At 73.7% G+C, this 13,997-nt stretch carries 12 protein-coding genes and 1 pseudogene; 4 read left to right on the top strand and 9 right to left on the bottom strand.

Features of this window, described 5'->3' with window-relative positions; all coding sequences use genetic code 11:
* Window positions 1-25: 25 nt before the first annotated feature.
* Genes AB8O64_RS06750 through AB8O64_RS06740 form a run of 3 tightly spaced genes read right to left on the bottom strand, consistent with a single transcriptional unit; the run spans window position 26 to window position 3,395 of the window.
* Window positions 26-532 carry a copper chaperone PCu(A)C gene (locus AB8O64_RS06750; RefSeq protein WP_370418361.1) on the bottom strand — a complete coding sequence of 169 codons (507 nt, stop codon included), beginning with the start codon at window positions 530-532 and terminating at the stop codon, window positions 26-28.
* Entirely contained in the window at window positions 529-3,141 is a 2,613-nt protein-coding gene (locus AB8O64_RS06745) for a heavy metal translocating P-type ATPase (protein WP_370418360.1), read from the bottom strand. The genes AB8O64_RS06750 and AB8O64_RS06745 overlap by 4 nt, the downstream gene beginning before the upstream one ends.
* Window positions 3,138-3,395: a hypothetical protein gene (locus tag AB8O64_RS06740; RefSeq protein WP_370418358.1), complete on the bottom strand. Its 258-nt coding sequence runs from the start codon at window positions 3,393-3,395 to the stop codon at window positions 3,138-3,140. Before AB8O64_RS06740 ends, AB8O64_RS06745 begins: the two co-directional genes overlap by 4 nt.
* Window positions 3,396-3,634: 239 nt before the next feature.
* Here AB8O64_RS06740 and AB8O64_RS06735 point away from each other — a divergent pair, with 239 nt between their 5' ends.
* Together AB8O64_RS06735 and AB8O64_RS06730 are read left to right on the top strand one after the other, a co-directional pair.
* The gene (locus AB8O64_RS06735) at window positions 3,635-4,906 is read left to right on the top strand and encodes a cytochrome P450 (RefSeq protein ID WP_370418357.1); all 1,272 of its coding nucleotides are present in this window, start codon (window positions 3,635-3,637) and stop codon (window positions 4,904-4,906) included.
* Window positions 4,907-4,914: 8 nt separating this feature from the next.
* Window positions 4,915-5,841: an L-tyrosine/L-tryptophan isonitrile synthase family protein gene (locus AB8O64_RS06730; RefSeq protein WP_370418355.1), complete on the top strand. Its 927-nt coding sequence runs from the start codon at window positions 4,915-4,917 to the stop codon at window positions 5,839-5,841.
* Window positions 5,842-5,907: 66 nt separating this feature from the next.
* Here the strand turns inward: AB8O64_RS06730 and AB8O64_RS06725 are convergent, their stop codons facing one another.
* The 3 genes from AB8O64_RS06725 to AB8O64_RS06715 are packed head-to-tail and all read right to left on the bottom strand — an operon-like array spanning window position 5,908 to window position 8,901.
* Window positions 5,908-6,729 (bottom strand): ABC transporter ATP-binding protein, encoded by an 822-nt coding sequence (locus tag AB8O64_RS06725; protein WP_370418354.1) that lies wholly within the window; start codon window positions 6,727-6,729, stop codon window positions 5,908-5,910.
* Window positions 6,730-6,756: 27 nt separating this feature from the next.
* Window positions 6,757-7,839 (bottom strand): FecCD family ABC transporter permease, encoded by a 1,083-nt coding sequence (locus AB8O64_RS06720; protein WP_370418353.1) that lies wholly within the window; start codon window positions 7,837-7,839, stop codon window positions 6,757-6,759.
* Window positions 7,840-8,901 (bottom strand): ABC transporter substrate-binding protein, encoded by a 1,062-nt coding sequence (locus AB8O64_RS06715; protein ID WP_370418352.1) that lies wholly within the window; start codon window positions 8,899-8,901, stop codon window positions 7,840-7,842. It abuts the gene before it with no gap.
* A gap of 233 nt (window positions 8,902-9,134) precedes the next feature.
* Here AB8O64_RS06715 and AB8O64_RS06710 point away from each other — a divergent pair, with 233 nt between their 5' ends.
* Window positions 9,135-9,869, top strand: a complete 735-nt coding sequence (locus AB8O64_RS06710) for a PIG-L deacetylase family protein (RefSeq protein ID WP_356452182.1) — start codon at window positions 9,135-9,137, stop codon at window positions 9,867-9,869.
* 16 nt (window positions 9,870-9,885) lie between these two features.
* On the opposite strand, the gene AB8O64_RS06705 is transcribed toward AB8O64_RS06710, so the two are convergent.
* The 3 genes and pseudogenes from AB8O64_RS06705 to AB8O64_RS06695 all read right to left on the bottom strand — a co-directional run bounded on the left by AB8O64_RS06705 (window position 9,886) and on the right by AB8O64_RS06695 (window position 12,499).
* Window positions 9,886-10,404 (bottom strand): PTS-dependent dihydroxyacetone kinase phosphotransferase subunit DhaM, encoded by a 519-nt coding sequence (locus AB8O64_RS06705; RefSeq protein ID WP_370423808.1) that lies wholly within the window; start codon window positions 10,402-10,404, stop codon window positions 9,886-9,888.
* Window positions 10,378-11,004, bottom strand: a pseudogene (gene dhaL, locus AB8O64_RS06700) (dihydroxyacetone kinase subunit DhaL); the annotation flags it as partial. The gene AB8O64_RS06705 and the pseudogene dhaL, both read right to left, overlap by 27 nt.
* Before the next feature lie 202 nt (window positions 11,005-11,206).
* Complete coding sequence (locus AB8O64_RS06695; RefSeq protein WP_370418350.1) at window positions 11,207-12,499, bottom strand: glycoside hydrolase family 18 protein; 1,293 nt, start codon at window positions 12,497-12,499, stop codon at window positions 11,207-11,209.
* Between the two features lie 317 nt (window positions 12,500-12,816).
* Between AB8O64_RS06695 and AB8O64_RS06690 the strand changes: the two genes are divergently transcribed.
* Complete coding sequence (locus tag AB8O64_RS06690) at window positions 12,817-13,989, top strand: acyl-CoA dehydrogenase family protein (RefSeq protein WP_370418349.1); 1,173 nt, start codon at window positions 12,817-12,819, stop codon at window positions 13,987-13,989.
* The last annotated feature ends 8 nt before the right edge of the window (window positions 13,990-13,997 follow it).

Here is a 13,997-nt window from a genome sequence, read left to right as displayed (position 1 = left end):
CCACGGCCCGCGCGGTCCGTCCGGCTCAGCTCCCCGTCCCCGGGCGGACGACCACGGCCTCCGCCCGTACGGTGCCGCTCTCGCGGAACCGCAGGACGAACGGGACGCGGTCACCGACGCGCAGGCCCCGGGGCGGGGCACTCACCATGACGTCCAGATCGTGCGGGGACATCTCCAGCGTGCCCCGCGCCGGAACGGTCGCGGAGTCGATCATTCCCATCGAGCCCGCGCCGTTCCTGACCACGGTCCGGCTCAGCATCGCGCGACCGCCCGCCGTCGGCGCCTCGACGCCGATCAGCTCGTCGTCCTGGTCACCGTCGTTGCGCACCCGGAAGAACGCGGCGGTGTCGTCCGTGCCGAAGGGGAGCAGCACACGCCCCTCCTCGACGGTCACGCCCGCCGGCCGGCCCGCCTCGCCGGACGCGGTCCACGCGACCAGCCCTCCGAGGGTCACCGCGCAGGCGACCACGGGGACGAGCGCGGAGAACGCGGTCTCGACGAGCCGGGGGAGGAGGGGAGAAGGGGCCTTCATCGCGTGTCACCTCGTGAGCTCGTAGCGGTGGCGGATCCGTCCGTACGGTCCGAGCCGTCGGACGGGGACGGCAGGTCCACGCCCGTACGGCGGGCGCCGTCCGCGGTGGTGGCGGCGGGGCGTCCCGCACCGCCCGGCCCGACCCGTCGCCGCGCCGGCGCACCCGTCCGGCCACCCGGCCGTACGGGCCCCCGCCCCCGCCCTGCCGACGTCCGGCCGGGCGCCGGCTGCCAGCCGCGCAGCCGCAGGCTGTTGCCCACGACCAGGAGCGAGCTGACGGACATCGCCGCCGCCGCGACCATGGGGCTCAGCAGCCCGACCACCGCGAGCGGCACGGTGACGAGGTTGTAGCCGAAGGCCCAGACGAGATTGGCCCGCACGGTCACCGAGGTGCGCCGGGCCAGCCGGACCGCATCCGCCAGCGCGCCCATGTCCTCGCGCACCAGCGTCACATCGGCCGCGCCGATGGCCGCGTCCGTGCCGCTGCCCATCGCGATGCCCAGGTCCGCGCCGGCCAGCGCGGCGGTGTCGTTGACACCGTCACCGATGACCGCGACACGGTGGCCCCGGGCCCGCAGCGCCCGGACCAGCTCGGCCTTGTCCTCGGGGGTGGCCCGGGCGTGGACCTCGGTGATACCGAGCTCGCCCGCGACGGCGTGCGCGGCGGCCGCGCTGTCGCCCGTGGCCAGCACGGGCCGCAGCCCCAGCCGCTTGAGGTGGTCGACCGCGCGATAGCTGCCGGGCCGCACGGTGTCACCGAGGGCGATCACCGCTTCGGGCGTGCCGTCCACCCGCACCAGCACGACCGTCCGGCCGTCCTTCTCGGCGGCACGCACGGCCGCGGCGAGAGCCTCCGGCAGGTCCGCTTCCGACGGTGGGGCGCAGCGCTTCGCCCCCCGCTTCCCCGGCCGCGGCGCGTCGGGCCGCGGCGAGTCCGGCCGGGCCACCTCCACCAGGCGTCCCTCGACGCGACCCGCCACGCCCACCCCGGCCGTGGCGCCGAAGTCCGTCACGGGCGGCAGCGGCGAGGCCTGCTCACCGGCCGGAGTCCGCAGCGCGTACGCGTGGATCGCGCGGCCCACCGGGTGCTCCGAGCCGCTCTCGGCCGCCGCCGCGAGCCGGACGGCCGCCTCTGTGCCGAGGCCGTCGGCTCGGGCCGTCACCTCGGTCACCGCCATCGAACCGGTCGTGAGCGTGCCCGTCTTGTCCAGCACGACGGTGTCCACGCGGCGCAGTCCCTCCAGCGCCTGCGGTCCGCTGACGAGAATGCCGAGGCCCGCGCCGCGGCCCGTGGCGGCGAGCAGGGCGGTCGGGGTGGCGAGCCCCAGCGCGCAGGGGCAGGCCACCACGAGTACGGCCACCGCGGACGTGATCGCCGCCTGCGGGTCCGCTCCCGCGCCGAGCCAGAAACCGAGGACGGTGACGGCGACGGCCAGCACCGCCGGGACGAACACCCCCGCGACCGCGTCGGCGAGCCGCTGCACCCGCGCCTTGCCCGCCTGGGCGTCCTCCACCAGCCGGGAGATGCGGGCGAGTTGGGTGTCCGCCCCGACGGCCGTGGCCCGTACCTCCAGCAGACCGCCGGAGTTGACGGCTCCGCCCACCACGGCGGCGCCGGGACCCGCCTCGACCGGCGCGCTCTCACCCGTGACCAGCGACAGGTCGAGCGCGGAGCTGCCCGTCACGACGACGCCGTCGGTCGCGACGCGCTCACCGGGCCGGACGACGAAGCGGTCACCGACCCGCAGCTCCATGATCGGCACCCGTCGCTCGGCGCCGTCGGCCCCCCGGACGACGACGTCCTTCGCCGCGAGCGACGCGAGCGCCCGCAGCGCGGACCCCGTACCGCGCCGCGCCCGTGCCTCCAGCGTGCGGCCGGCCAGGACGAACAGCGGTACGGCGACCACCGCCTCCAGATACACGTCCGCCGTGCCGTTCATCCCCGCGCCCGAGGGCAGCAGGGTGAACGGCATCCGCATCCCCGGCTCCCCGGCACCGCCGAGGAACAGGGCGTACGTCGACCAGGAGTACGAGGCGAGCACCCCGAGGGAGACCAGCGTGTCCATCGTGGCGGCGGCGTGCCGCAACCCGCGCAGCGCCTTGTCGTGGAACGGCCACGCGCCCCACACCGCGACCGGGGTGGCCAGGGCGAAGCACAGCCACTGCCAGTTGCGGAACTGCAGGGCCGGCGCCATGGACAGCACCAGCACCGGCACGGACAGCAGCGCCGTGATCAGCAGCCGGTTACGGGCGGACGCCTCCGCCCGGTCCGAGGCGTCCGCCTCGGGGTCCGTATCGGGGTCCGGTCCCGCCGGGGCGTCCTCCCGCGGTGCGGGCGGCTGCGGCAGCCGGGCGGTGAAGCCCAGGCCTTCGACCACCGCCACGAGTTCCGCGGGTGTCACCGCCGCCGGGTGGCTGACCCGGGCCTTGCCCGTGGCGAGGTTGACGCTCGCGCTCACCCCCTCCAGGCGGCCGAGTTTCTTCTCCACCCGCCCCACGCACGCCGCGCAGGTCATCCCGCCGACGATCAGCTCGGTGGTCTCGCAGACGGCCGGCGCCGGACCGGGCGGCGGCGTGGCGCTCCCGGCCCCCCGGGCCGCCCCGCTCATCGGGTCACCCGCAGGGCCGGAGCGCCCATGTCGTGCATGCCGCCCATGCCGCCGGAATGGCCCGAGCCGTCGCCCGAACCACCGGTGGAGCCACCGGAATCGCCGGAGCCCGGGCCGTCGCCGGTGCGGTGCATGCCGGGGGCCACGGGCCCGGCCGCCGCCCCGGTCGCGTACGCGACACCGAAGAGGGCGGCCAGCAGCAGGACGAAGCCGATCAGGGTTCCGTACGGACTGAGGAGGTGACGTGCTGTCATCGCCGCATCGTGACACGTCGCGCACCGCGTTCGGCCCCGCGCGGGCCGCCCCCGGCGCGTGAGGATTATCCCTTTCGCACCCGGGAACCAGCGGCCTCCGGCAACCGACTACCCAAGGATCGCGCGCCCTGGTCCCACCCGCCGGAAAACCCGTTCCCGTACCGGTGCGAAGACGCGGGAACTCACCCCCTGTGCCGTACGACTTCTCAGGGGTCCACGACTTCGCGAGGAGACTCCCCGTGCCGCTGCCCGACCCGTTCCCCCTCTACGGACCCGCGTACAAGCGTGACCCCTACCCGCTCTACGAGCGGATGCGGGCCGCCGGGCCCATCCACCGGGTGCTCTTCCCGAGCGGGGTCACCGCCTGGCTCGTCACCGGGCACGCCGCCGCGCAGCGGACCCTCGCCGACCCCCGGCTCGGCAAGAACCACGCCCTCGGCAACGATCGCTGGCGCGAACACGCCTCGATCATGCCCGAGCCGCAGCACTCCGAACTCCAGGTCCATCTGCTGCACCAGGACCCGCCGAAGCACACCGCCATGCGCCGCTACGTGACCGACGCCTTCGCACCCCGCCGCGTCGAGGAACTGCGCCCCCGCTTCCAGGAGATGGCGGACGCGCTCGTCGACGCGATGACCGCCGATACGGATACCGGTACCGATACCGACATCGACACCGTCGACCTCGTCCGCTGCTTCGCCGCCCGGTTCCCCTTCCAGGTCCTCGCCGAGGTCATCGGCCTGCCCCCGCACCTCGCCGCCCGGTTCCGGCGCGAATGGGGCAAGGTCGTGGCACCCGTCGGGCCGCGGGACCCCGGCCGCCCCGCGTACGAGGCGCTGCTGCGCGGCCTGCAGGGTTACATCGCCGAGGTCGTCGCGGAGAAGCGCGCCGAGCCCGGGGACGACCTCCTCAGCCGGCTGGTCGCCGCCCGCGACGAGGGCGAGCTGACGCGGGAGGAGCTGGACTCCATGGTCTTCCAGCTGCTCGTCGCCGGGCAGGAGCCGGTCACCAACCAGATCACCACCGCCCTGGTGGCCCTGACCCGCCAACCCGAGGCACTGGAGCGGCTGCGCGCCGAGCCGGAGCTGATGCCGAACGCGGTCGAGGAGCTGCTGCGCCTCGACAGCGCCTTCGAACTGACGACCTGGCGGTTCCTGGCCGAGGACGCCGATCTGCACGGCACCCGGGTCCCTGCGGGCGACTCCGTGATCGTCTCCCTCTGCGCCGCCAACCGTGACCCCGAGCGGTTCCCCGACCCCGACACCCTCGACCTCGACCGCGCCCAGGGCCCGCATCTGGCCTTCGGCCACGGCATCCACTTCTGCCCCGGCGCGGCCCTCGCCCGCATCGAACTCCAGGTCGCCCTCGCCACCCTGATACACCGGCTGCCGGGCCTGCGCCTCGCCGTCCCCGACGAGGACCTCGCCTGGATCCCCGCCGTCCTCGGCCGGGGCGTGAGCGAACTGCCCGTCGCCTTCGACCGGCCCGTGTGCCCTCGCCCCCGGGGATGACGCCTCACATGCCGAACAGCACCCTCACCCGCACCCCGGTCGAGACCCGCGTCCTGGATCTCCTCCTGCCGTACCACCGCACGACGGAGCCCGGGCCCCCGGACCCGGCCGCCCACCCCGAACAGCTCGACCAGATACGACGGTTCACCGAGGCGGGCGAGCCGGTCCTCTTCACCCTCCCCGGCTTCCCGTGCAAGTCCCCGAACCCCGCCAAGGTCCTCGGCCACCTCCCCGACGAGGGCGAACGACTCTCGCTCGGCTTCCTGGACCGGCTGTGCGCCCGGATCGGCGAGATATACGCGCCGGGCGCCCGGATGCTCATCTGCTCCGACGGCCATATCTTCGGCGACCTCATCAACGTCCCCGACGCGCACATCGACGCCTACGGGGACGAGCTGCGCGCCCTCATCCGCCGGGAGCGGCTGAGCCACCTCGACACCTTCGACCTGCGCCATGTGCACGGGGAGCTGGACTACGACACCAAGCGCGCCCTCGTCACCGAGGCCTACGCGCCCGGCCTGGAGACGCTGCGCGCCCAGGCCCGCACCGACGAGGAGACCGCCCGCCTCTACCGCGGCATCACCCGCTTCCTCGTCGAGGACACCGCGGGCTTCACCGGCACCCGTTCCGCGCTGCAACGCGAGTGCCGGGCCCGCGCGTACGGGGTCATCGCCCGCAGCCGCGCCTGGGGCGACCTCATCGCGGACTGCCACCCGCGGTCCGTACGGCTGTCCATCCACCCGCAGCGGCCGGGTGCCGCGAAGTTCGGGATCCGGCTGCTCGACGCCGCCGACGCGTGGGCCACCCCCTGGCACACCACGGTGCTGCGGGAAGCCGGGGGAGCGGCGCGGCTGCTGCACCGCGCGGATGCGGAGCGGCTCGGACGCCTGGTCCTGCGGGACGGGCGGCCGAGCCACTACGAAGCGGTCGCCTGAGGACGTTCCGGGGCTCCGCCCCGGACCCCGGTCCTCAATCGCCGGACGGGCTGCTGTGTTGTGTCCTCAAACGCCGGACGGGCTTGATGTGGCCCGTCCGGCGATTGAGGACGCGCCCGCAGGCGCCCGGTGGTCGAAGGCGATCAGCGGGTCGCCGGTCAGCGGGTGCTCCACCACGGCCGCCCGGACGCCGAACACCTCCGCCAGCAGCTCCGGCGTCAGCACCTCGCGCGGCGTGCCCGAGGCCACCACGGACCCGTCGTGCAGGACGTGCAGCCGGTCGCACACCGACGCCGCCGCGTTGAGGTCGTGCAGCGCCAGCAGCGTCGTACGGCGCTGGGCGCGCAACAGGGTCAGCAGCTCCACCTGGTGGCGCACGTCCAGATGGTTCGTCGGCTCGTCCAGCACCAGCACCTTCGGGTCCTGCGCGAGCGCCCGCGCCAGCAGCACCCGCTGGCGCTCGCCGCCCGACAGCGCGGAGAACCGCCGCCGCCCGGCCCCGGCCATGCCGACCTGCGCCAGCGCCGCCGACACCCGCTCGGTGTCGGTACGGTCCTCGGCCGCGAACGCCCGCTTGTAGGGCGTGCGGCCCATCGCGACGATCTCCCGGACCGACAGCTCGAAGTCGCTGCCCCGCTCCTGCGGCAACGCCGCCACGTGCCGGGCCGACTGCACGGCCGTCAGCGACCGGATGTCGGTCCCGCCCAGCAGCACCCGCCCGGCGTGTGGCCGCAGATGCCGGTAGACGGTGCGCAGCACGGTCGACTTGCCGCTGCCGTTCGGCCCGACGAGGCCCGCGATCTCGCCGTCCTCGGCGATCAGCCCCACCCCGCGGACCACGGCCCGCCCGGACAGGGCCACGTCCAGATCCTCGATGGCGATCCTCATGGTTCGCGCCGTCCCCTCATGTTCCCCTCATGCCTTCTCGAGGCGCTGGTCCAGCAGATACAGCAGGGTGGGCGCCCCGATCAGCGCGGTGACCACCCCCACCGGCAGCTCCTGGTCGGGCAGGGCGGTCCGGGCCACCAGGTCGACGACGACCAGGAGGACGGCACCGAACAGTGCGGCCACCGGCAGCAGCCGGCGGTGATCGCCGCCCACCACCATCCGGCAGGCGTGCGGCACCATCAATCCGACGAAGCCGATCGCCCCGGACACCGACACCAGCACGCCCGTGAGCACGCTCGTGACCACGAACAGCTCACGCCGCAGCCGGGCCACCTCCACGCCCAGGCTGGCGGCGGTCTCGTCGCCCATCAGCAGCGCGTTGAGCGCCCGGGCCCGCGCCAGCAGCGCTGCCAGCGCGAGCAGCACCGCCGCCGCGGGCAGTGCGAGCCCGCTCCACTGCGCGCCGCCGAGGGAGCCCATCAGCCAGAACAGCACCCCGTGCGTCTGCTGGTCGTCCCCGGCCTGCAGCACCAGATAGTGGGTGAAGCCGGACAGGAACTGCCCGATCCCCACCCCGGCCAGCACCAGCCGCAGCGGCGAGAACCCGCCCCCGCGCCGGGCCATCGCCCACACCAGGGCGAACGAGGCGAGCGCCCCGGCGAACGCCGCCGAGGACAGCCCCAGCCCGAGCAGCCCGCCCGCACCGGCCCCCAGCACGATCGCCGCGACCGCGCCCAGCGAGGCCCCGCTGGAGATGCCCAGCAGATACGGGTCCGCGAGCGGATTGCGGACGAGGGCCTGGACGGCCGTGCCGACCAGACCCAGGCCCGCGCCCACCACCGCGGCCAGCAGGGCACGCGGCACCCGCAGCTGCCACACGATCAGGTCCTGGGTGCCCGGCACCGGGTCCCCGCCACTCACCCCACGGGCCACCGCGGACCACACCTCGCCGAGCGGCACCTGGGAGGAGCCCAGGCACACGGACGCGATCAGGGCGAGCAGCAGGGCGGGGGCCAGCACCGCGCAGGCCCACCGGGCCGCCGCCGCGCCGTGCTCCCGCTCCCGTACGGGCCCCTGGTGTTCCTCCCCGACCGCGGCGGTCGCCGTCATCTACTTCACCCGGTCCGGGTGGACGGTGTGCGCGATCTCCCGCACGGTGTCCGCGCTGCGCACCCCGCCGATCGTGGTCCGCTCGGAGCCGATGCGCAGGAAGTGCCCCTCCTTCACGGCCTTGAGGTCCTTGGTCGCCGGGAAGGTGCGCAGGAAGTCGGCGGCCTCGTCGAAGGCCTTGCGGTTCGCCTCCTCGCTGCCGCGGTTGCGGACGCCGAGCTGGATCCAGTCGGGGTTCTTGGCGACGACGCTCTCCCAGTCCACCGGCTTGAAGTCACCGGCGCAGTCCGCGAAGACGTTCCGGGCCCCGGCCTGGGTGATCACCGCGTTGGCGACCTGCCGGTTGCACACCGCCATCGGCTGCTTGGTGCCGGCGTCGTAGTCGAAGAAGAAGTACGACGGCCGCTTCGTATCGGGCACGTCCTTCAGCGCGTCCCGTACCGCGTCCGTCTTCTTCCGCATGCCGGCGACCAGCTCGGCGGCGCGCGCCGAGGTGCCGGTCACCTTGCCCAGCTCCTCGATGTCGGCCTCGACCCCCGACAGGTCCGTCCGCGCGGCCTTGCTCATCGACGCGCACGCCGTCGACTTCAGATACACGTGCTTGATCCCGGCACCCTTGAACTCCTCGGCGGTCGGGGCCATGCCCATCCCGCCCATGTTCTTCATCGAGGAGAAGGAGTCGACGTACAGATCCGCGCCCGACCCCAGCAGCTTCTCCTTGGGGATCACCTTCTTGCCCAGCACCGGCACCTTCGCCGCCTGGTCGGCGAACTGCCGCGGCACCGTGCCGTTGCCCGGCGGGAAGCCCGTCCCCGCCACCTTGTCACCCGCGCCGAGCCACATCAGGAGCTCCAGGGCGGCGGCGTTGCTGGTGACGATCCGCTTCGGCGCCGCGTCGAAGGTCGTCTTCGCCCCGGCGCAGTCGGAGACGCTCACGGGGAAGCCGGCCTTGGCGTTCGCCGCGGCACCCGCGTCGTCGGACTTCTTCGACTCACCACCGCCGCAAGCCGTCGCCGACAGGGCCACCGCGGCCAGCACACCGCACCACGCACGAGGGCGCATCAGAAAACTCCAGGAACTCGACGTACAGACGTACACGCGAACACTCGCGCGGGGCCACGCGGTGCGGGCCCGGTTCAGGTAGTCGGCCCGCGGGACCGCCCGGTTCCCGCGTGTCGCGAAGAAGCCCGTCGCACGCCGCGCGCCCGTCATACGCTGCGCGGGAAACCACCGCGGACCGCGGCGCGCGACGCGGTCCCGGGAGCCGCCGCAGCAGCCGACCCAAGGAGACCGGGATGACGGACCAATTCGCCGAGATGCCCACCGACTGGCACCGCGCCCTCGCCATCGTGGCCCACCCCGACGACCTCGAATACGGGGCCTCCGCCGCCGTCGCCACCTGGATCGACGGCGGCCGCAGCTGCGTCTATCTGCTGGCCAGCGTCGGCGAGGCGGGCATCGACACCATGCCCCCGGCCGAGGCCGGGCCGCTGCGCGAGCGCGAGCAGTGGGCGAGCGCCGCCGCCGTCGGTGTGACGACCGTGGAGTTCCTCGGCCACCGCGACGGCGTCATCGAGTACGGGACGGGGCTGCGCCGTGACTTCGCCGCCGCCATCCGCCGGCACCGCCCCGAACTCGTCCTCACCCTGAACCACCACGACACCTGGGCCGGCGGCGCCTTCTGGAACACCCCCGACCACCGGGCCGTCGGCCGGGCCGTCCTCGACGCGGTCGCCGACGCCGGCAACCGCTGGATCTTCCCCGAACTCGTCGAGGACGGACTGCTGCCCTGGGACGGCGTGCGCTACGTCGCGGTCGCCGGCTCCCCGCACGCCACCCACGCCGTCGACGCGAGCGACGGCCTGGACCGGGCCGTGAAGTCGCTGCTCGCCCATCGCACGTACATCGAGGCGCTGACCAAGGAGGACCCGGAGTCGTACTGCCGCAATTTCCTGGAGGGCAACATGGCGGCCGTCGCCGAGCGGTTCGGGGGACGGCCGGGGGTGTCGTTCGAGCTGTTCAGGCGGTGAGCCCCCGGCCGCCCGCTCAGAGCTTGCGGTACGTGCGGGCGTCGTCCGTCGCCGCGAGGACCGCGGCGATGTCGCCGCCCGCCGACGCCGTCACCAGGGCGGTCACCGCGCCCTCGACGAAGGGCGCGTCCGCGATCCGTACCTCGGCCCCGGCGGGGAAGCCGCCCTCCCGGTCGTTGAGGAGCGCCTTGACGGTGAGGACCGCGCTGCCCATGTCGCACAGCACCACCACCCCGCGGCCCCGGTCGACGTCCTTCACCGCCCGGCGGACCAGCTCCGCGCTGGTGCCCACGCCCCCGTCGGGCAGCCCCCCGGCGGCCGCGACCGGGGCCGGGTCGCCCGTACCCACCAGGGCCTCGGCGAGCGCCGCCGTGGAAGCCGCCACCTCGCGGCTGTGCGAGACCAGCACCACGCCGACCCGGCCCGCCGGCTGCGGCTCCGCCTCCGCAGCGGTGGCAGCCTCTTCGGTCTCGCCTTCCGGCGCGGCCGCGCACAACGCCGGGTCCGTCGCCTCGTACAGCGCGGTGAGCAGCATCGCGGACGACGTGGCGCCCGGGTCCTGGTGCCCGACGCTGCGCTCGCCCAGATAGCTGGCGCGCCCCCGCCGGGCCCGCATCGGCACGGTCGCCGCCGCCCCGTCCCGGGCGGCCCGCGCCGCCGCGTCCAGCGCGGCCACCACGTCGGCGCCGCCCGCCAGGGCCTCGGCGTAGGCGTCGGCGGCCGGTTGCAGGGCGTCGACCATGGTCTTGTCGCCGGGGGCGGAGTCACCGAGCCGTCGTACGCTCGCGACGGCCGCGGCCAGCGCCCGCCCCAGCGTCTCGGGCGCGACCACGGGGTCTTCCCCGAGCAGCTTGCCCATGCGCCGCAGCACCGTGCCGAACAGCGGCCCCGAAGCGCCGCCGACGGTGTTGGTCAGATGCACGCCCACAGCGGTGAGCAGCGCTCCGGGCGTGGCGGGCGGCTCGGCGGCCGTGACCTCGGCGGCCGAGGTGAAGCCGCGCTTGAGGTTGGCGCCGTGGTCGGCGTCGCCGATGGCGGCGTCGAGGTCGGTCAGATACGCCGCCCGCGCCACGACGACCCGTGTGGTGCGGTCCAGGAAGCGGCGGAAGAAGTCCGTGTCGAGCGTGACGGTCATGGGCGGCGGCTCCTCGTCGCTGTGCCCGGCGGCGCGTCGGCGGCACGCGCCCACCGGTGGGGTCTCGGATCGGCTCAGCCTAGGGTCTGTCCGGCGCGACGTCGGCCGCGGGCCGTCTTCGCCGCCTGCGGGCGCGTCCTCGAAAGCCGGACGGGCTTGATGTGGCTGAGCGCAGCCACATCAAGCCCGCTGACCGGCCGTACTACTTGATGGCCTTGATCAGCTCACCGTTGGACGTGTCGCCGCTCAGCTCCCAGAAGAAGGTGCCGCCGAGGCCCTGCTGTTGCTTGTAGCCCATCTTCCCGGCGATCGTCGAGGGAGTGTCGTAGCTCCACCATTCGTTGCCGCACTTGGCGTAGGCCGTGCCGGCGACCGTGCCGTTCGCGGGGCACTTGGACTTGAGGATTTTGTAGTCGTCGATGCCCTGCTCGTACGTCCCCGCCGCGGGGCCGGTGGCGGTGCCGCCCGGGGCGGACTGGGTGACGCCCGTCCAGCCGCGGCCGTAGAAGCCGATGCCCAGCAGGAGCTTCGAGGACGGGACGCCGAGGCCCTTGAGCTTCTGGATCGCGGCGTCGGTGTGGAAGCCGGCCTTCGGGATGCCGTTGTACGAGGTCAGCGGCGAGTGCGGGGCGGTCGGGCCCTTGGCGTCCCAGGCGCCGAAGAAGTCGTACGTCATCGGGTTGTACCAGTCGACGTACTGTGCCGCGCCCGCGTAGTTGGCCGCGTCAATCTTGCCGCCGTTGGTGCCGTCAGCCGTGATGGCGGCGGTGAGCAGGTTCTTCTGGCCGAATTTCGCGCGCAGGGCGGCCATCAGGTTCCGGAAGGCGTCCCGGCCGCTGGTGTCGCAGGTCAGACCGCAGGCGTTCGGGTACTCCCAGTCGATGTCGATGCCGTCGAAGACATCGGCCCAGCGGGGGTCCTCCACCAGCTTGTAACAGGACTCGGCGAACGCGACGGGGTTCTTCGCGGCCTCGCCGAAGCCGCCCGACCAGGTCCAACCACCGAAGGACCAGATGACCTTGAGGTTCGGGTGCAGCTTCTTGAGTTTGCGCAGCTGGTTGAAGTTGCCGCGCAGGGCGCCGTTGTCCCAGGTGTCGGCCTTGCCGTCGACGCTGCCGGCCGCGTCGTAGGCCTTGTCGTAGTCGGCGTAGGCGTCGCCGATGGCGCACTTGCCGCCGGTGACGTTGCCGAAGGCGTAGTTGATGTGGGTGAGCTTGGCGGCGGAGCCGGAGGTCTCGATGTTCTTGACGTGGTAATTGCGGCCGTAGACACCCCAGTTGGTGAAGTAGCCGACGACCTTGGAGCCGGCCGCGGTGTCGTCGTCGGCGGGTCCGGCGGCGCTCTTCGCCGGTGGCGCCGCGGTGACTGTGCCCGCTGTGCCTGCCGTGGCGGTGCCCGCGAAGAGGGTGGTGGCGAGCATCGCGGTGCCCGCGGCGAAGGCCGCCAGCAGCGTGCGGGGCCGGCGGAGGGGGTGATGTCCGTGCGGTCTGGGCATGGTTCTCCTCGGTGGGGTGGGGAGAGCGGGGGGTGCGTGACCTGCGCCCATGTTTGACATGGACGCGTTGAACAGTGGGGAAACGGTAGAAGGACTAGACCAGTGCGGTCAATGGTTTGGACCAACCCGGCCGGAGTCCTCATGATCAGCGAACCCGTGACGGGAAGCAGCCGATCGGGCATACTCCGAACCGCCACAGCCGCAGGTCATCCCGTACCGAGACCCGGCAGGGGACCATCGACTGAGGCGTCCCGGACGGCGGCGCCACACCCTTGCGCGCCCGCCGCCGCAGCGCCCGACAGGGAGGAGAGCCGCGCATGACCGACCACGGCCCGCAGCCGGTGGAGCGTCAGTTGCCCACCGAGGAGGCCCGCGACCTGATCTCGCTCGTACGCGAGATGGTCCAACGGGAGATCGAGCCGAACGCGTCGAGCGAGGAGGACGCCGGGCACTTCCCCCGTGAGGTCTTCGCCCTGCTCTCCGCTTCAGGACTGCTCGCCCTGCCCTACGCCGAGGAGTTCGGCGGCGGCGACCAGCCGTACGAGGTCTACCTCCAGGTCCTGGAGGAACTCGCCGCGGCCCGCCTGACCGTGGGGCTCGGCGTCAGCGTCCACACCCTCGCCTGCCACGCGCTCGCCGGCTACGGCACCAAGGAGCAGCGGGCCGAACACCTGCCCGCCATGCTCGGCGGCGGCCTGCTCGGCGCCTACTGCCTCTCCGAGCCCGCCTCGGGCTCCGACGCGGCCTCCCTGCGCACCCGCGCCACACGCCACGGCGACACCTGGCGCATCGAGGGCACCAAGGCGTGGATCACCCACGGCGGTGTCGCGGACTTCTACACCGTCCTGGCCCGGACCGGCGGGCAGGGCGCCCACGGCATCACGGCCTTCCTCGTCCCCGGTGACGCCCCCGGTCTCTCCGCCGCCGCACCCGAGCGCAAGATGGGAATGAAGGGCTCACCGACCGCCCAGCTGCACTTCGACGGGGTCGAGATCGCCGACGCCCGCCGCATCGGCGAGGAGGGCCAGGGCTTCGCCATCGCCCTCTCCGCCCTCGACTCCGGCCGCCTCGGCATCGCCGCCTGCGCGATCGGCGTCGCCCAGGCGGCGCTCGACGAGTCCCTGTCCTACGTCGCCGAGCGGCGCCAGTTCGGCCGCCCGATCGCCGACTTCCAGGGGCTGCGCTTCATGCTCGCGGACATGGCCACCCAGATCGAGGCGGGCCGCTCCCTCTACCTCGCCGCGGCCCGGCTGCGGGACGCCGGCCTGCCGTTCTCCAAGCAGGCCGCCATGGCCAAGCTTTTCTGCACCGACGCCGCGATGAAGGTCACCGTCGACGCCGTCCAACTGCTGGGCGGTTACGGCTACACCGCGGACTTCCCCGTCGAGCGCTACATGCGCGAGGCGAAGGTCCTGCAGATCGTCGAGGGCACCAACCAGATCCAGCGCATGGTCGTCGCCCGGCATCTCGCGGGCCCCGAGTCCCGCTGAACCACCGC

Origin of the sequence: Streptomyces sp. QH1-20 (assembly GCF_041283565.1) — a bacterium.
Lineage (GTDB): Bacteria > Actinomycetota > Actinomycetes > Streptomycetales > Streptomycetaceae > Streptomyces > Streptomyces syringius.
This window is presented reverse-complemented; position numbering and strand designations above follow the sequence as displayed.